The organism is Pseudomonas synxantha, assembly GCF_900105675.1.
Lineage (GTDB): Bacteria > Pseudomonadota > Gammaproteobacteria > Pseudomonadales > Pseudomonadaceae > Aquipseudomonas > Aquipseudomonas synxantha.
Map to the genome: position 1 here is coordinate 3750938 of NZ_LT629786.1, position 17987 is coordinate 3768924.

Genomic DNA, 17987 nt, shown 5'->3' on the forward strand with positions numbered 1-17987 from the left:
CAGACGGTACTCCCATCCGTGAGGGGTTTCAAGCTCATGCCGATGGTCGCCGGGCGTCTTTACATCGCAAATCACCGGGAGTTATAAGAACTGCCACTACCCCAACGTAAAGTAAGGATGGATGCTGTGAGCGAACACGAGCGCGACTACGCCGAAAAACGCGATTTCATCCGCATGCGGGTGGACGCCAATGTGTCCCTGATCCACGCCGGGCAGGAGATTGAAGGTGTATGCCTGGACCTTTCCAGCTCCGGCATGCAGGTGCAGGCGCCGCGCCAGTTCAACGTGGGCGACCCACTGACCGTACGCATCGATTCAGAGCACGCAGCACTCAAGGGCCTGGAGGCAGACACTGAAGTCGTGTGGACCAAGGCTGCGGGCGATGAACAGCACTTGGGTCTCAGGATCTTGAAGATGCGCTGAAATGCGCGCACAAAAAAGGCGACCTTTCAAAAGGTCGCCTTTTTCATTTCAAAACGTCACGGCCTAGAAGTCGTCAACGACCTTGCCATCCTTGACCTTGAACTCACGGTTCTGCAGGTAGGCGTTACGAATGAAGGTGTACTTGTCGCCGCTGATCAGCTTTTCGCTGTCGAGCAAGCTGGCGCGCACGTCGACGACGTTCAGGCCGAAGGTGCTGTTACGCCAGCCGATGTCGTTCATGTAGCGGTAGGGTTGGGTGTAGCTGTCGACGTATTTGGACGGCGCATCACGCAAGGTGCTTGGGCCGAGCAACGGGATCATCACGTATGGACCGCTGCCGACGCCCCAGTAGCCGAGGGTCTGGCCGAAGTCTTCATCGCTGCGATGCAGCCCCATTTTGGTGCCGACGTCGATAAAGCCCAGCACGCCAAACGTGGTGTTGACCAGCAGGCGAGCCGTGTCGACGCCAGCATTGTAGGGCTTGAGTTGCAGGACGTTGTTGGCCAGGTTGCCGACATCACCGATGTTGCGGAAGAAGTTGTGAACGCCGTCCTGCACAAATTGCGGGGTCACGAACTGATAGCCCTGGGCGATTGGCTTGAGGGCGTAGGTATCAACGGTGTCGTTGAAGGTGAAGATCGGGCGGTTGACGCTTTCCCATGGGTCATCTTCCGACGCGGCTTGTACGGCGAAAGGTGCCAACAGCACGGTGGCACACACCGACAGCTGAGCGAAGTAATGGCTCCAGCGCATAGCTTTTGCTCCTTGAATGGTCTGTCATGGGCGCTATGCCCTGAATAAGGCCGTCAGTATATGACGGAAGTGCGTGTTTAGGCAGCTACTAGGATCGGTCTTACTGAAAATGCACAAAATTCCTACAATTACCGCCAGTGTCATGCCCTTGTCATCCCGCCCCGATAGTGTTGCTGCTATTTCAGGGACGTTCAGATGCCACACGCCGAGATTGCCATCGCCACAGCCCCCTCTTTGACCGCCGTGTTATTTGGCCTGAGTGGCTGCCTGGTGGATTTTGGTTCCCTGGCGCGTACCGATTCGCCCTGCCCCGGGTCCGTGGCCACACCCGGTGCTTTAAAAAGCCTGCGTAGCCTGAAAGAACTAGGCGTGCCCTGCGCCTGGCTGGATGAACTGCCGCCCTCGGTTACCACGCCCCTGTCCACCAGCCTGCCGGACTGGGTCAAGGCCGCCTCACCCTCCTCCATCCGCTGGCCCGCGCCCCACGCCTGCTGGCAAGCCTTGATGGAGTTGAACATCGAACGCCTGGAAGGTTGCGTACTGGTCAGTGGCGAGCCGCGCCTGCTGCAATCGGGCCTCAATGCCGGGTTGTGGACCATCGGCCTGGCCTCCTGTGGCTCGCTCTGCGGCCTGTCACCCGAGCAATGGCAGGCGCTGACCGCGCAGCAACGCGAATACAAACGCGGCAAGGCGACGGTGGCGCTCTATGGCCTGGGCGTGCACTCTGTGATCGACCACCTCGGCGAGCTCGGCAGCTGCCTGGCAGACATCAGCCTGCGCCGGCTCAAAGGCGAGAAGCCCTGATCAAGATCATGCACGGTTGGCCCCAGTGGATTAATCTACAGGTCAGCCCGTAGACCTTTCGCGGCGTGCCGTGGTCTATGCCAGTGACTATCGATAAAAGGAAAGAACGTCATGCCTGATCGCAAAAAGCTGGAAGAACAGGTCGAGATCCTGCGCGGGCAGTTGGAACAGGAGCCACCGCTGTCACCGGAAAAACGTGAAGCGTTGGAGGAACTGATTGCCAAGTTCGAAGTGCAACTTGAATTGGAACCGGCCACTCAGACGCCGAGCATCTCCGACGATGTGAATCAGGCTGCCATAGAGTTCGACGCTGAGCACCCGGTCATTTCCGGGACATTGCGCAATATCATGATCACCCTGGGCAATATCGGCATCTAACCTGCCCGCCAGCCAAGCAAAGACCCGCATGTGGGAGGGGGCTTGCTCCCGATAGCAGAAGTTCAGACACAGATGCTGTGACTGACACGCCGCTATCGGGAGCAAGCCCCCTCCCACATTTGCTTGTGTGTGCAGGCTTACTGACGCGCCAGGCGCACGTTCAGGAACTGCGTATTTTCAGTGCTGCGGTACGGGTTGATATCTAAACCGCCCCGGCGCACATAGCGCGCATACACAGTCAACTTCTGCGGCTTGAGCAAGCGCTGCAGGTCCAGGAAGATCCGCTCCACGCACTGCTCATGGAAGTCCGAGTGCTGGCGAAAACTCACGATATATTCCAGCAGGCTGGCGTGATCCAGCGCCGCGCCACGGTACTCCACCACCACACTGCCCCAATCGGGCTGGCTGGTCACCGGGCAGTTGGATTTGAGCAAGTGGCTGTGCACGCTCTCCTCAACAACACGCGAGTCATCACAGCGCAGCAGCTCCGGGCGCGGGTGCTCGTAGCTGCTGACATTGATATCCAGGCCGTCAATGCACGCACCCGGCAACGCCATCACACCTTCGGCCTCGATGTCGGCCAGGCTGCGGATGCGCACAGTCACCGGCTTGCCGGCAGCAGCGCTGAGGTCGGTGCGCAAGGTAGCTTCAAGGCTTGGCGTATCGGCAAACGCAGTCTGGTTCAGCGAGTTGAGGTACAGCTTGAACGACTTGGACTCGATGATGTTCGGCGAGTCCGCCGGAATGCTGAACTCACCGATGGCCACCACCGGTTTGCCCGACGGCAGCAACCAGGACAGTTCGAAGCAATTCCAGAAATCCACGCCCTTGTACGGCAGGGTCTCGGCGCTCAGGCCCAGTTCGGCCCACTTGGCGGCACGCGGGATCGGGAACAGCAACGAAGGCGTATAGGTAGAGATGTATTCACTGGACTTGCCCAGCGGCGAATGTTCGGCTGCGGGATGCATGGCGGAAACCTGGCTAAATAAACCGCGCCAGTCTACCAGCCTTTGCCCCCGCCCTTAACAAACGCCTCACTCAACGGTCAGTTTGCCGACCATGCCCGCTTGATAATGGCCGGGAAGGTTGCAAGCGAACTCCAGGCCCGTGGACTTGGTGAAGGTCCAGGTCAGTTCGGCCGTCTTGCCCGGCTCCACCAACACACTGTTGGGATCGTCATGTTTCATGCCGCCCATATCGCCGTGGCCCATGGCGCTGTGGTCCATCTTGCCCATGCCGGTGGCGGTGAGCATACCGCTGGCTTGCATCTGCAACATCTCCTTCTGGTGGGCGGCATGCATCGCCGCGTCGCCCAGGTTGAATTCGTGAAGCAGCTGGCCTTTGTTGACCAGTACAAACCGCACGGTTTCACCGGCCTTTACGTCCAGGGCCTTGGGCTCGAAGGCAATGTCCTGCAGCGTGACTTGCACAGTACGCGTGGCTTTATCCGCCGGTGCCGGCTGGCCGAACGCGTAGGTGTGAGCAGCGTCCGCCAGCGCATTGAAGCTCATCGCCAACAAGCAGCTCGCCAATAACAGGGGTGTGCGCAACGCCATCTTTCACTCTCCAAAAAATAGGTGACCCGCTTGGGGCGCACTTTAAGATAGCCTCGCTGCCAGCCAGCTGACTGCTAGATTACAACTTTGTCAGCTTGCGCCCATCGCCTTGCGCCCAGGGTATAAAGGCCGGCTGCCATCCTTTACCAAGAGCCCGATATGAAACTGCTGATCGTCGAAGACCAACCCAAAACCGGCCACTACCTGCGTCAGGGCCTGGCCGAGGCTGGCTTTACCACCGAACTGGTGGCCGACGGCACGACCGGCCAGCACCTGGCGCTGACCGGTGACTATGACTTGTTGATCCTCGATGTGATGCTGCCGGGCCGCGACGGCTGGCAGATCCTGCAGGCGGTGCGCAGTGCCGGCCTGGATATGCCGGTGCTGTTCCTCACCGCCCGCGATGCCGTGGAAGACCGTGTGCATGGCCTGGAACTGGGCGCCGACGATTACCTGGTCAAGCCCTTCGCCTTTTCCGAACTGCTGGCGCGGGTGCGCACCTTGTTGCGCCGTGGCAGCAGCACACCGCAGGAAACCACCCTGCAACTGGCCGACCTGAGCCTGGACCTGATCCGCCGCCGGGTCGAGCGCGACGGCCAGCGCATCGACCTCACCGCCAAGGAATTTGCCCTGCTGGAAATGCTGCTACGCCGCCAGGGCGAAGTGCTGCCCAAGACCCTGATCGCTTCCCAGGTCTGGGACATGAACTTCGACAGCGACACCAACATCATCGAAGTGGCGATCCGTCGCCTGCGCCTTAAAGTCGATGACAACTTCCCCAACAAACTGATCCACACCGTGCGCGGCATGGGTTATGTGCTGGAGGAGCGGTTCACGTGATCAAGCGCCTGTCCCTGGCCAGCCGCCTGGCGCTGCTGTTTGCCGCCTGCACGGCGGTGGTCTCGTTGATTGCCGGGGTGCTGTTCAACCGCGCCAGCGAGGCGCACTTTATCGAACTGGACCAGCAACTGCTCGACAGCAAGCTGGTGGCCCTGCGCAGCGCCTTGCAGGGTGTCGACTCGCGGGAAGCCTTTGCCCTGCGAGGCCCACAATTACGCGCAGAACTTGATCACCAGCCCGACTTCACCTTGCGCATCACGGCGGCCGACCAGCGCTGGGTGGACGGTGCGCCGTACCTCAGCGTGCCCGCAGCACCCGGCCTGCACAGCCTGCAAAATGCCGGCACCGACTACCGTGTGTACAACGCGCCGTTGACGCCCGGCCAACCCGGCTCGCCACAGCTGAGCCTGATCCTCGATATCACCCACCATCAGCACTTTCTGGAGCGTATGCAGCGTTTGATCTGGCTGACCGTCGGCCTCTCGGCCCTGGCCACTGCCCTGCTCGGCGCCTGGGCTGCGCGCAGTGGGTTGCGACCGTTGCGACGCATGGGCGAAGTGGCCGCCAGCGTTTCCGCCCACTCCCTGACCCAACGCCTGCCCCAGGCGCAAATGCCGGTGGAGCTGGCGGAATTGGCCCAGGCCTTCAATGCCATGCTGGAGCGCCTGGACGACGCGTTCCAGCGCCTGTCGGCGTTCTCCGCCGATATCGCCCACGAACTGCGCACACCGCTCTCCAATCTGCTGACCCAGACCCAGGTGATCCTCACCCAGCCGCGCCCATTGGAGGATTACCGCGAAGCGCTGCACAGCAATCTGGAGGAATTGCAATGGATGGCGCAACTGGTCAACGACATGCTGTACCTGGCCAAGGCCGACCACGGCTTGCTGGTACCGACACGTGAACCTTTGGCCCTGGCCGATGAAGTCGACGCGTTGCTGGAGTTCTTTGCGTTACTGGCAGATGAAGCACAGGTCAGCCTGGTACGCGAAGGCACCGCCCATACGCTGGGCGATCGCGGCATGTTGCGCCGGGCCTTGTCGAACTTGCTGGATAACGCGCTGCGGTTTACCCCACCAGGCGGTGAAATACGGGTGCGGATGGACGAAGGCGTGACACTTGCGGTTGAGAACACCGGGGATGGCATTCCAGCGCAGTTATTGCCGCGGTTGTTTGACCGTTTCTACCGGGCCGACCCGTCAAGGCGTGCAGGCAGTAGTGAGCATGCAGGGCTGGGGTTGGCGATTACCCAATCGATTGTGCGGGCCCATGGGGGGAGGATTTATTGTGAGTCGCAGGCGGGATGGACAAGGTTTGTGATCGAGTTGCCCAAGGGAGATTGATGCAGGCTGGGCCGGCCCCATCGGGGGCAAGCCCCCTCCCACATTTTGACCTCATTGTTCCTGAATAAACGCGGTCCAGTGTGGGAGGGGGCTTGCCCCCGATAGCGGTCTGAGGCCTTACGAGTACCTCAGCGCATGCGCCGGCTCAATCTTCGCCGCCCGATACGCCGGGTAAATCGTCGCCAAAAAGCTCAATACAAACCCCGCCGAACAAATCAGCAATACGTCCCCACCTTGCAACTCCGAAGGCAGGTTGCTGACGAAGTACACGTCCGAGCTGAAGATATGCTGCCCGCTGACCCGCTCCAGCCAGCCCACCAACTCACTGACATTCAGCGCTGCGATCACCCCCAGCACCCCGCCAATCAGGGTACCGACCACACCAATCACCGTGCCCTGCACCATGAAGATCGCCATGATCTGCCGGGGCGTGGCGCCGATGGTGCGCAGGATCGCGATGTCCGCGCCCTTGTCGTTCACCACCATGATCAAGGTAGCGATGATATTGAACGCGGCCACGGCGACGATCATCAGCAACAGCAGGCCGATCATGGTCTTTTCCATTTTCATCGCGCTGAACAGGCTGCCCTGGGTGTGGGTCCAGTCATCGGGCTTGTAGGCTGCGCCCAGGCTGGTGGCGATATCCGCCGAGACCTTGGGTGCCGCGTACAGGTCTTTTACCGCCAGGCGCACGCTTTGCACCTGGTTGGGCTGCCAATGCTGGATTTCTGCCGCGTCGGCCATGTGGATCAGCGCCATGGAGCCATCCAGCTCGGCGCCCACCTTGAAGATACCCACCACGTTCAGCCGTTGCATGCGCGGTGTGATGCCACCTGGGGCGCTGCTGAGTTCCGGCACGATCAGGGTCAGCTTGTCGCCCACATTCAGGCGGAAGCGGCGTGCGGTGATATCGCCGACCACCACGCCGAACTCACCGGGCTTCAGGTCGTCCAGCTTGCCGCGCACAATGTGCTGGGTCACGATCGACACCTTGCCTTCCTGGGCCGGATCGATGCCGCTGATCTCGATCGGCTGCATGGCGCCCTTGTAGGAGAACATACCGTCCATCTGCGTGAAGGGTACGGCGGCGGTGACTTGCGGATTCTTCATCGCCGCGGCGGCCACCGGTTGCCAATCATCAATCGGCTTTACGCCGACGATGGTGGCGTGGGGCACCATGCCGAGGATGCGCGAGCTCATTTCGCGCTGGAAGCCGTTCATCACCGAGAGCACCACGATCATGGCCAATACGCCCAGGGCGAGGCCGATCATCGAGGTCATCGAGATAAACGAGACAAAACGGTTGCGGCGCTTGGCGCGGGTATAGCGCGTGCCGATGAAAATGGATAACGGTCTGAACATTCGCGTACACCGCCTGAAAAAATGAAAAAGCCCGACGCCAGGCGCCAGGCTTGAAACAGGTCAGATGGCGACCAGGTGACCTTCCTGCAGGTGCAACACGCGGTCCATCTGCCGGGCCATGCTCATGTCATGGGTCACCACCAGGAACGCGGTGCGCATCTGGGTGCTCAGTTCCAGCATCAAGTCCTTGATGCCCTGGGCGGTGTGGGAGTCGAGGTTGCCGGTAGGCTCGTCGAGCATCACCAGGCCCGGGTTGTTCACCAGGGCGCGGGCAATCGCCACACGCTGGCGCTCGCCGCCGGACAGTTCGGCCGGCTTGTGCTCCAGGCGGTGGCCGAGGCCGACGCGCTCCAGCAAGGCGGTGGCACGCTGGCGCGCTTCGGGGATCGCGGTCTTGCCGATCAACAGCGGCATGCACACGTTTTCCAGGGCGGTGAATTCCGGCAACAGGTGGTGGAACTGGTACACAAAGCCCAACGAACGGTTGCGCAGTTGCCCACGGGCCTTTTCATTCAACGCCGAAAGCTCTTCGCCGGCCAGCCACACGCTGCCCTGGGACGGCGTATCGAGGCCGCCCAGCAGGTTGAGTAAGGTACTTTTGCCGGAACCTGAACTGCCGACGATTGCCACGCGCTCGCCCGGGTGCAGTTCAAGTTGCAGGTTGGACAGCACCACCACAGACTCCGGGCCTTCCTCGTAGGATTTGCCCAGGTTGCGGCAGCTCAGGATTGCTTTTTCACTCATGCCCGATTCACTCATAACGTAATGCCTGTGCTGGCTGGGTACGTGCCGCGCGCCAGGCTGGATACAGGGTGGCAAGGAAGCTCAGGACCAACGCAGCGCCGCCCACCATCAGCACGTCCTGGGTTTGCACCTGGGACGGCAGGTAATCGATGAAGTAGACGTCAGCGTTGAGAAACTTGTGGCCGATCACTTTTTCTAGCAGGGCGATGGCGGCGCTGACGTTCAACGCGGCGAGGATGCCCACCGCCGTGCCGATCAAGGTGCCGACCACGCCGATCACGGTGCCCTGCACCATGAAGATCGCCATGATCTGCCCCGGCGTGGCGCCCAGGGTGCGCAGGATGGCGATATCGCCCTTCTTGTCGTTCACCACCATCACCAGCGTGGAAATGATGTTGAAGGCAGCAACCGCCACGATCAGCAGCAACAGCAGGCCGATCATGGCTTTTTCCATGCGGATGGCCTGGTACAGGTTGCCGTGGGTGCGGGTCCAGTCGCGGGCATAGTACTGCGACTCGCCCAGGTGCTGGGCGATTTCCCAGGCGCCGCGCGGCGCATCGAACAGGTCATTGAACTTCAGGCGCAGGCCCTGCACCTGGTCCGGCTGCCAGCGATGCAGGCGGGCCAGGTCGGTGAGGTTGGTCAGGCCGATGTAACCGTCGATCTCGCCGGCGCCGACATGGAAGGTGCCAACCACGGTAAAGCGCTTCATGCGCGGGAACATGCCGGCCGGGGTCACGGTGACTTCCGGAGCGACGAAGGTCAGCTTGTCACCGACGCCCACGTCGAGCTTGGCCGCGGCCTTGTCGCCGATGACGATGCCAAAACTGCCGGGCGCCAGGTCGTCGAGCTTACCCTGCAGCATGAACCGGTCGATGATCGAGACGTTGCGCTCCTGGGCCGGGTCGATGGCATTGAGCAGGATCTTCTGCACCTTGCCGTCGTTGGTCAGCAACCCCTGCATCTGGGTAAACGGCGCAACGGCCACCACCTTGGGGTTCTGCTTGACCTTGGCGGCCAGGCTTTGCCAGTCATCGATGGGCGCGTCGCCCTCGATGGTCGCGTGGGGCACCATGCCCAGCACGCGGGTACGCATCTCATGATCGAAGCCGTTCATCACCGACAGCACCACGATCATCACGACCACGCCCAGGGCGAGACCGATCATCGAGGTCAAGGAAATGAACGACACAAAATGATTGCGACGCTTTGCACGGGTATAACGCGTGCCAATAAATACGAAGAGAGGTCTGAACATGTCGGGGCTTGTTCGGAGGAAAAGAAGACGTCCCGGTGGCGGGGTCTGGTAAGCAGCTTTACACTCAGACCATTACCGTAACCTGGGGTTCGCCATGTCGACATTAGATGAAGAAGAGCGCCGCGAATACTACCGTATCGACGACATGATCGCACTTCAAATCAGCACATTGTCTGGCCCCGAAGCGGCGAGCAAGGAAGTGTTGCTGGATGATTCGCCGCTGTTCAACCTGCTGAGCGAACTGCACCTGAGCGAATTCGAAGCCCAGCACCTGCTGCGCCAGATCAGCGAGAAAGACCGCAGCCTGGCAGCGTTCCTCAAAGTGCAGAACAAACGCCTGGACCTGCTCAGCCAGGTCATGGCCCGCGGCCTGCTGAATGAAGTAGGCGCGCCGCAACCGGTGATTCTTTCCGAGGGCGGTATCGACTTCCAGCACCCTACCCCGCTGGCACCCGATACTCACCTGGCGGTCAAGCTGGTGCTGATGCCCCAGGCGCTCGGCCTGTTGCTGCGCGCGCGGGTGACCCATTGCGATCCCAAGGGCGACGGCTTTGCTGTGGGCACGGAATTCGAATCCATGACCGATGCCCAACGCCAGTTGCTGGCGCGCTACATCCTGCAGAAACAGGCGCAGGAACGGCGCCTGGCGCGAGAACAAAGTGACGCCCAGGACACCTGAATTCGTATGACCCCGCCAGATCACCTGGCGCAAAGGAGCAACTGTGACCCTGATCTACGGCCACCGCGGTGCCAAAGGCGAAGCACCGGAAAACACCCTGACCAGCTTTCAGGAGTGCCTCAAGCACGGCGTGCGCCGTTGCGAACTGGATTTGCACCTATCCATGGACGGCGAGCTGATGGTCATCCACGACCCGACCCTCAAGCGCACCGCCGACCGGCGCGGCAAAGTCGTCGAGTACTCGGCAGCCGACCTGGTGAAAATGGACGCGCGCAAAGGCGGCCCAGGCTGGGTCACCCCGTGCCCGATCCCGCGGCTGGAGGAGCTGTTCGAAAAGTGCGACTTCGATCACTGGCAACTGGAAGTCAAAAGCGCCTCGCGTACCCGTGCTGCGACCACCGTGCTGGCAATCCGTGAAATGGCCGTGCGTTTTGGCCTGATGGACAAGGTCACCGTGACGTCAAGCTCGCGGGAAGTGCTCAAGGCGGCGGTCGAACTCACCCCGGACCTGTCACGCGGCCTGGTCGCCGAATATGCCTGGCTCGACCCGTTGAAGGTCGCGCAGAACTATGGCTGTGAATACTTGGCGTTGAACTGGACGCTGTGCACCCCTGAGCGGCTGGAAAAAGCCCAGCGCCAGGGCCTGCACGTGTCCGTGTGGACAGTCAACGAACCCGCGCTGATGCGCAGGCTCGCCGACTTCGGCGTAGATAGCCTGATTACAGACTTTCCCGGTTTGGCCACTGCCACCCTCGGGAATTACTGAAATCGGTCTCCCCGGCCGGCTCAGGCCACCGGCCGGAGCCGCTCAAAAAAGCCGGTTGAGGCCGTCGTAGGCGGCCACCCGATAGGCTTCGGCCATCGTCGGGTAGTTGAAGGTGGTGTTGACGAAATACTTGAGGGTGTTGAGATCACCCGGCTGGCTCATGATCGCCTGGCCGATGTGCACGATCTCCGACGCCTGGTAGCCGAAGCAATGCACGCCGAGGACTTCCAGGGTTTCCCGGTGGAACAGGATCTTCAGCATGCCTTGCGGCTCACCGGCGATCTGCGCACGCGCCATGCTCTTGAAGAACGCCTTGCCCACTTCGTAAGGCACCTTGGCCTTGGTCAGCTCGTGCTCGTTCTTGCCGATGGAGCTGATCTCGGGAATCGTGTAGATCCCGGTCGGCACATCGTTCACGTAGCGCCAGCTGCCATTGTCGACGATGCTGCCGGCGGCCGAACGGCCCTGGTCATGGGCGGCGCTGGCCAGGCTGGGCCAGCCGATCACGTCACCGGCACCGTAGATATTGGTCACACAGGTGCGATAGTTCTCGTCCACTTCGATCTGGCCACGGCTGTTGACCTTGACCCCGATGTTTTCCATGCCCAGCTTGTCGGTGTTGCCGGTACGGCCGTTGCACCACAGCAAGGCGTCGGCCTTGATCTTCTTGCCGGACTTGAGGTGCAGGATCACCCCGTTGTCCAGGCCTTCGACCCGCTCGTACTCTTCGTTGTGACGCACGGTGATGTTGTTGTTGCTGAAGTGGTAGCTCAACGCCTGGGAGATTTCCGAGTCGAGGAAGCTGAGCAACTGGTCACGGTTGTCCACCAGTTCCACCAGCACACCCAGGCCGCTGAAGATCGAGGCGTACTCACAGCCAATCACGCCGGCGCCATAGATGATCAGTTTGCGCGGGGTGTGGCCCAGGCTGAGGATGGTGTCGCTATCGTAGATACGCGGGTGGTGGAAATCGATGTCCGCCGGACGATACGGGCGCGAGCCGGTGGCAATGATGATGTGCTTGGCCACCAGCTTCTCGACCACACCGTTGGCGCAGACCACTTCGACGGTTTGCTCATCGGCGAAGCTGCCGGTGCCGAAGAACAGGTCGACGCGGTTACGGGCGTAATAGCCGGTGCGCGAGGCGACTTGCTTGGAGATGACTTTTTCGGCGCTCTTCAATACATCCGGGAACGAGAACCAACGTGGCTCGCCAATGGCCCGGAACATCGGGTTGGTATTGAATTGCATGATCTGGCGCACCGAGTGACGCAACGCCTTGGACGGGATGGTACCCAGGTGGGTGCAGTTGCCGCCGACCTGGCGACGGCTATCGACCATCGCCACCTTGCGCCCTGCTTTGGCAGCGTTCATCGCCGCACCTTCTCCAGCTGGGCCGGAACCCAGTACCACCACGTCGTAGTTGTAGACAGCCATGCGTACTCCTCAGAACAGGCCAGGCGTACGGTTGGACGCCGGGCTAAATCATGCCGCGGCCAGCGGGCATGAAGGACAATTTGGCTCAAGTGTGTGAACCGGGGCACAGTCTATAGAAGGCCGAGCGCCGCGAACATTAACCCTTGGTCGCGTCGTAGGCCAGTGTTGCCATACTACAGGACGCAAATCAGCGCCGATTTCGGAATGAGCATTATGCGACAACTCTCATCTGTTTAATGTGTCGACTGAGCCATCGCTATCGGGGGCAAGCCCCCTCCCACATTGTCATGTGTACGCAAATCACACTGTGGAGGCCCTCCAGGCAACACAAAATCCACAGCCATAAAAAAGCCCCGAACCAGTCGGGGCTTTCTCATTCAGCCCAAAGGCTTAGCGCGGGAACGCAGGCGGGTTGACCCCAGCCATGTCTTCCATCACGCGAACCACCTGGCAGCTGTAGCCGAACTCGTTGTCGTACCACACGTACAGCACAACGCGGTTGTCCTGGGTGATGGTCGCTTCGGCATCCACCACACCGGCGTGGCGCGAGCCGACGAAGTCGGTGGAGACCACTTCCTGGGAATTGACGAAGTCGATTTGCTTGTGCAGATCGGAGTGCAGCGCCATGTAGCGCAGGTACTCGTTCATCTCTTCACGGGTGGCGGCTTTCTCAAGGTTCAGGTTGAGAATGGCCATCGACACGTTTGGCGTCGGTACGCGGATCGCGTTACCGGTCAGCTTGCCGGCCAGCTCAGGCAGGGCCTTGGCAGCAGCGGTGGCAGCACCGGTCTCGGTGATCACCATGTTCAACGCGGCGCTGCGACCACGGCGATCGCCCTTGTGGAAGTTGTCGATCAGGTTCTGGTCGTTGGTGTACGAGTGAACGGTTTCAACGTGGCCGTTGACGATGCCGAACTTGTCATTCACCGCCTTGAGCACCGGCACGATGGCGTTGGTGGTGCAGGACGCGGCGGAGACGATCTTGTCGTCAGCGGTGATTTCAGCGTGGTTGATACCGTGCACGATGTTCTTGAGCTTGCCTTTGCCAGGCGCGGTCAGCACAACGCGGTCGATACCCGGGCAAGCCAGGTGCTGGCCCAGGCCCTCGGCATCACGCCATACGCCGGTGTTGTCCACCAGCAGGGCGTCCTGGATGCCGTACTGGGTGTAATCCACCTCAGTCGGGTTCTTCGCGTAGATCACCTGGATCAGGTTACCGTTGGCGGTGATGGTGTTGTTTTCTTCATCGATGGTGATGGTGCCGTTGAACGAACCGTGTACCGAATCGCGACGCAGCAGGCTGGCGCGTTTGGTCAGGTCATTCTCGGCGCCTTTGCGCACCACGATGGCACGCAGGCGCAGGCCGTCGCCGCCACCGGTTTTCTCGATCAGGATGCGCGCCAGCAGGCGGCCGATACGCCCGAAGCCGTACAGCACTACGTCGGTACCTTTGCGAGGGGCGGCGTTTTGCTGGCCAACCACATCGGCCATTTCTTCACGCACGAACTGCTCGGCGCTACGGCCGGCACCTTCCTTGCGGAACTTGTAGGCCAGCTTGCCCAAGTCTACCGAGGCCGCGCCGAGCTTGAGCTCGCTCATGGCCTTGAGCAGTGGGAATGTTTCGTGGACGGAGAGTTCGCTGTCGTCGGCGGAGCGATGGCGCGCAAAGCGGTGCGCCTTGAGAATCGCGATGACAGACTGGTTGATCAGGCTGCGGCCATAGATCGAGCTCACCACATTGTTATTGCGGTACAGCTGGCCGATAAGCGGAATCATCGCTTCTGCGAGTGCTTCACGGTCGATCCATTCACCAAGACACTGGTCGGGCTTCTGAGTCACGGGAACCTTCCACATGTAGGGGCTGAAAAAAGGGGCTACATTATGTCGCCCGGCTGCACGATGAGCAATGCGCGAGGGGCAACAAAAAGCCCTTGCAAAAAATTACCACCGCGCTACAGCCCAGGAAATACGCGGGTTCCAGAAGGCCACTAGTTGAGCAGACGGGTCGACTTGTCCGTAACCCTCCTAAACATTCGCGCTTTTTGGCACTACATATTGAGTCAAAACCCGGCATTGTTTGTCTTAGCCACTACATTTCCTACAAACCGTAATAGGCACAGTCAGCAACTGACAGGCGGCACCTCGGGCCGTTACAATTACCGACTTTGTCGCAACGCTTGGAGCTCAACCTTCCGTGCCCGTTCTGCGTCTACCGCTTCTCCCTGCCGCGGCAGGTAAACAGCACTGGGGCAACCTGCCCGGTGCCGCCCTGAGCCTGGCCATTGCCGAGGCTGCCAGCGCAGCCAAGCGCTTTACCCTGCTGCTCACCGCCGACAGCCAAAGTGCCGAACGGCTGGAGCAGGAGCTGAGCTTCTTCGCCCCGGATTTGCCGGTGCTGCATTTTCCCGACTGGGAAACCCTGCCCTACGACCTGTTCTCGCCGCACCAGGACATCATCTCCCAGCGCATCGCCAGCCTGTACCGCCTGCCGGAACTGGCCCACGGCGTGCTGGTGGTGCCGATCACCACCGCCCTGCATCGCCTGGCGCCGACCAAGTTCCTGCTCGGCAGCAGCCTGGTGCTGGATATCGGCCAGAAGCTTGACGTAGAACAGATGCGCACGCGCCTGGAAGCCAGCGGCTACCGCTGCGTCGACACGGTGTACGAGCACGGTGAGTTCGCAGTGCGCGGCGCCCTGATCGACCTGTTCCCGATGGGCAGCAAGTTGCCGTATCGCATCGACCTGTTCGATGACGAAATCGAGACCTTGCGCACCTTCGATCCGGAAAACCAGCGCTCCATCGACAAGGTCGACTCGATCAAGCTGCTGCCGGCGCGGGAATTCCCGCTGCAAAAAGATGCGGTGACGCGCTTCAAGGCGCGCTTTCGTGAGCGCTTTGACGTGGATTTCCGTCGCTGCCCAATCTTCCAGGACTTAAGCAGCGGGATTACCCCGGCGGGTATCGAGTACTACCTGCCGCTGTTTTTCGACGAAACCTCCACCCTCTTCGACTACCTGCCCCAGGACACCCAAGTGTTCTCGCTGCCAGGCATCGAACAGGCGGCGGAAAATTTCTGGAACGATGTGCGCAACCGCTATGAGGAACGCCGCGTCGATCCGTCCCGGCCTTTATTGCCGCCCGCCGAACTGTTCCTGCCGGTGGAAGACTGCTTCGCCCGCCTGAAAAACTGGCCGCGTGTAGTTGCCAGCCAGCAGGATGTGGACGCCGGCAGTGGCCGTGAGCGCTTCCCGGCGGGGATGCTGCCGGACCTGGCGATCCAGGCCAAGGCCACCCAACCGCTGGAAGCCCTGTCCAACTTCCTCGGTGACTTTCCCGGCCGCGTGCTGTTTACCGCCGAATCCGCCGGGCGTCGCGAAGTACTGCTGGAGCTGTTGGAACGCCTGAAACTGCGGCCGAAGACCGTCGACAGTTGGCCTGACTTTGTCGCCAGTAAAGAGCGCCTGGCGATCACCATCGCGCCGTTGGACGAAGGGCTGCTGCTGGACGACCCCGCCCTCGCCCTGATCGCCGAAAGCCCGCTGTTCGGCCAGCGTGTGATGCAGCGCCGTCGCCGTGAGAAGCGCGCAGACGCCAACAATGATGCGGTGATCAAGAACCTCACCGAACTGCGCGAAGGCGCGCCGGTGGTGCATATCGACCACGGCGTCGGTCGCTACCTGGGCTTGCAGACCCTGGAGATCGACAACCAGGCCGCCGAATTTCTCACCATGGAATACGCCGAAGGCGCCAAGCTCTACGTGCCAGTGGCCAGCCTGCACCTGATCGCCCGCTATACCGGCAGCGACGATGCCCTGGCGCCGTTGCACCGCCTGGGCTCCGAGACCTGGCAGAAAGCCAAGCGCAAGGCCGCCGAACAGGTGCGCGATGTCGCCGCCGAATTGCTCGACATCTATGCCCGCCGTGCGGCCCGCGAAGGCTATGCCTTCGCCGACCCGAAAGCCGACTACGCCACCTTCAGCGCCGGCTTCGCCTTCGAAGAAACCCCGGACCAGCAGACCACCATCGAAGCGGTGCGCGCCGACATGCTCGCGCCCAAGCCGATGGACCGCCTGGTGTGTGGCGACGTGGGCTTCGGCAAAACCGAAGTGGCGATGCGCGCAGCCTTCATTGCGGTACACGGCGGCAAGCAAGTGGCGATCCTGGTGCCGACCACCCTGCTCGCCCAGCAACATTACAACAGCTTCCGCGACCGCTTTGCCGACTGGCCGGTGACCGTTGAGGTGATGAGCCGTTTCAAGTCCGCCAAGGAGGTGAACGCCGCCATCGCCGACCTGGCCGAAGGCAAGATTGATATCGTCATCGGCACCCACAAGCTGCTGTCGGACGATGTGAAGATCAAGAACCTGGGCCTGGTGATCATCGACGAAGAACACCGCTTCGGTGTGCGCCAGAAAGAACAGCTCAAGGCCCTGCGCAGTGAAGTCGACATTCTTACCCTGACCGCCACGCCGATTCCGCGCACGCTGAACATGGCGGTTTCGGGCATGCGCGACCTGTCGATCATCGCTACGCCGCCGGCGCGTCGCCTGTCGGTGCGCACCTTTGTAATGGAACAGAACAAGAGCACGGTCAAGGAAGCACTGCTGCGCGAACTGCTGCGTGGCGGCCAGGTGTACTACCTGCACAACGATGTGAAGACCATCGAGAAATGTGCCGCCGACCTCGCCGAGCTGGTGCCCGAAGCACGCATCGCCATCGGCCACGGGCAGATGCGCGAGCGCGAACTCGAACAGGTGATGAGCGACTTCTATCACAAGCGCTTCAACGTGCTGATCGCCTCGACCATCATCGAGACCGGCATCGACGTGCCGAGCGCCAACACCATCATCATCGAGCGCGCCGACAAGTTCGGCCTGGCCCAGCTGCACCAGCTGCGCGGGCGCGTCGGGCGCAGTCACCACCAGGCGTATGCCTACCTGCTCACGCCGCCGCGCCAGCAGATTACCGGCGACGCGGAAAAGCGCCTGGAAGCGATTGCCAATACACAGGACTTGGGTGCCGGCTTTGTACTGGCGACCAACGATCTGGAAATCCGTGGCGCCGGCGAACTGCTCGGTGACGGCCAGAGCGGCCAGATCCAGGCGGTCGGCTTCACCCTGTATATGGAGATGCTCGAACGCGCAGTGAAAGCCATCCGCAAGGGCGAGCAACCGAACCTCGACCAACCCCTGGGCGGCGGCCCGGAGATCAACCTGCGCCTGCCGGCGTTGATTCCCGAAGACTACCTGCCGGATGTGCATGCACGGCTGATCCTGTACAAGCGCATTGCCTCGGCGACTGACGAAGAAGGTCTCAAGGACCTGCAAGTGGAAATGATCGACCGCTTCGGCCTGCTGCCGGAACCGACCAAGAACCTGGTGCGCCTGACCCTGCTCAAGTTGCAGGCCGAGCAGTTGGGTATCAAGAAGGTCGACGCCGGACCGCAAGGCGGACGCATCGAATTCGAAGCGCAGACGCCGGTAGACCCATTGGTGCTGATCAAGCTGATCCAGGGCCAGCCTAATCGCTACAAGTTCGAAGGGGCTACGCTGTTCAAGTTCATGGTGCCGATGGAACGTGCCGAAGAACGCTTCAATACCCTGGAGGCGCTGTTTGAGCGCCTCCTTCCGAAATCCGCTTGA

Annotated in this window: 16 protein-coding genes; 8 read left to right on the forward strand and 8 right to left on the reverse strand. The window is 61.2% G+C overall.

Features of this window, described 5'->3' with window-relative positions; genetic code table 11:
• The first annotated feature begins 126 nt into the window (after positions 1 to 126).
• Entirely contained in the window at positions 127 to 423 is a 297-nt protein-coding gene (locus BLU48_RS17395; protein WP_057022106.1) for a PilZ domain-containing protein, read from the forward strand.
• Positions 424 to 486: 63 nt separating this feature from the next.
• On the opposite strand, the gene BLU48_RS17400 is transcribed toward BLU48_RS17395, so the two are convergent.
• On the reverse strand, positions 487 to 1176 hold the full coding sequence (locus tag BLU48_RS17400) for an MlaA family lipoprotein (protein WP_043047479.1): 690 nt from the start codon (positions 1174 to 1176) through the stop codon (positions 487 to 489).
• A gap of 195 nt (positions 1177 to 1371) precedes the next feature.
• On the opposite strand from BLU48_RS17400, the gene BLU48_RS17405 reads away from it, so the two are divergent.
• Entirely contained in the window at positions 1372 to 1980 is a 609-nt protein-coding gene (locus BLU48_RS17405; protein WP_057022105.1) for a hypothetical protein, read from the forward strand.
• Positions 1981 to 2091: 111 nt separating this feature from the next.
• On the forward strand, positions 2092 to 2358 hold the full coding sequence (locus BLU48_RS17410; protein ID WP_043047481.1) for a DUF4404 family protein: 267 nt from the start codon (positions 2092 to 2094) through the stop codon (positions 2356 to 2358).
• Between the two features lie 137 nt (positions 2359 to 2495).
• On the opposite strand, the gene queF is transcribed toward BLU48_RS17410, so the two are convergent.
• Together queF and copI are read right to left on the reverse strand one after the other, a co-directional pair.
• On the reverse strand, positions 2496 to 3326 hold the full coding sequence (gene queF / locus BLU48_RS17415; protein ID WP_057022104.1) for an NADPH-dependent 7-cyano-7-deazaguanine reductase QueF: 831 nt from the start codon (positions 3324 to 3326) through the stop codon (positions 2496 to 2498).
• 66 nt (positions 3327 to 3392) lie between these two features.
• A complete protein-coding gene (gene copI / locus BLU48_RS17420) occupies positions 3393 to 3914 on the reverse strand; it encodes a copper-resistant cuproprotein CopI (protein WP_057022103.1) in 522 nt (173 codons plus the stop codon).
• Positions 3915 to 4073: 159 nt separating this feature from the next.
• Here copI and BLU48_RS17425 point away from each other — a divergent pair, with 159 nt between their 5' ends.
• Both BLU48_RS17425 and BLU48_RS17430 read left to right on the forward strand, forming a co-directional pair.
• Positions 4074 to 4754 carry a heavy metal response regulator transcription factor gene (locus BLU48_RS17425; protein ID WP_057022102.1) on the forward strand — a complete coding sequence of 227 codons (681 nt, stop codon included), beginning with the start codon at positions 4074 to 4076 and terminating at the stop codon, positions 4752 to 4754.
• Positions 4751 to 6097 (forward strand): heavy metal sensor histidine kinase, encoded by a 1347-nt coding sequence (locus tag BLU48_RS17430; RefSeq protein WP_057022101.1) that lies wholly within the window; start codon positions 4751 to 4753, stop codon positions 6095 to 6097. Before BLU48_RS17425 ends, BLU48_RS17430 begins: the two co-directional genes overlap by 4 nt.
• Before the next feature lie 117 nt (positions 6098 to 6214).
• On the opposite strand, the gene BLU48_RS17435 is transcribed toward BLU48_RS17430, so the two are convergent.
• Genes BLU48_RS17435 through BLU48_RS17445 form a run of 3 tightly spaced genes read right to left on the reverse strand, consistent with a single transcriptional unit; the run spans position 6215 to position 9461 of the window.
• Complete coding sequence (locus BLU48_RS17435; RefSeq protein WP_057022100.1) at positions 6215 to 7459, reverse strand: lipoprotein-releasing ABC transporter permease subunit; 1245 nt, start codon at positions 7457 to 7459, stop codon at positions 6215 to 6217.
• 60 nt (positions 7460 to 7519) lie between these two features.
• Complete coding sequence (lolD, locus tag BLU48_RS17440; protein WP_019818240.1) at positions 7520 to 8203, reverse strand: lipoprotein-releasing ABC transporter ATP-binding protein LolD; 684 nt, start codon at positions 8201 to 8203, stop codon at positions 7520 to 7522.
• 7 nt (positions 8204 to 8210) lie between these two features.
• Complete coding sequence (locus tag BLU48_RS17445; protein WP_056847304.1) at positions 8211 to 9461, reverse strand: lipoprotein-releasing ABC transporter permease subunit; 1251 nt, start codon at positions 9459 to 9461, stop codon at positions 8211 to 8213.
• Between the two features lie 94 nt (positions 9462 to 9555).
• Between BLU48_RS17445 and BLU48_RS17450 the strand changes: the two genes are divergently transcribed.
• Both BLU48_RS17450 and BLU48_RS17455 read left to right on the forward strand, forming a co-directional pair.
• Complete coding sequence (locus tag BLU48_RS17450) at positions 9556 to 10140, forward strand: PilZ domain-containing protein (protein WP_057022099.1); 585 nt, start codon at positions 9556 to 9558, stop codon at positions 10138 to 10140.
• Between the two features lie 43 nt (positions 10141 to 10183).
• Entirely contained in the window at positions 10184 to 10906 is a 723-nt protein-coding gene (locus BLU48_RS17455; protein WP_046071503.1) for a glycerophosphodiester phosphodiesterase, read from the forward strand.
• 42 nt (positions 10907 to 10948) lie between these two features.
• Here BLU48_RS17455 and sthA read toward each other — a convergent pair whose 3' ends face one another.
• A complete protein-coding gene (gene sthA / locus BLU48_RS17460) occupies positions 10949 to 12343 on the reverse strand; it encodes a Si-specific NAD(P)(+) transhydrogenase (RefSeq protein WP_056847305.1) in 1395 nt (464 codons plus the stop codon).
• A gap of 390 nt (positions 12344 to 12733) precedes the next feature.
• Positions 12734 to 14197 carry a glyceraldehyde-3-phosphate dehydrogenase gene (locus BLU48_RS17465; RefSeq protein ID WP_043047491.1) on the reverse strand — a complete coding sequence of 488 codons (1464 nt, stop codon included), beginning with the start codon at positions 14195 to 14197 and terminating at the stop codon, positions 12734 to 12736.
• A 340-nt stretch (positions 14198 to 14537) separates the two neighbouring features.
• Between BLU48_RS17465 and mfd the strand changes: the two genes are divergently transcribed.
• Positions 14538 to 17987 carry a transcription-repair coupling factor gene (gene mfd, locus BLU48_RS17470; protein WP_057022098.1) on the forward strand — a complete coding sequence of 1150 codons (3450 nt, stop codon included), beginning with the start codon at positions 14538 to 14540 and terminating at the stop codon, positions 17985 to 17987.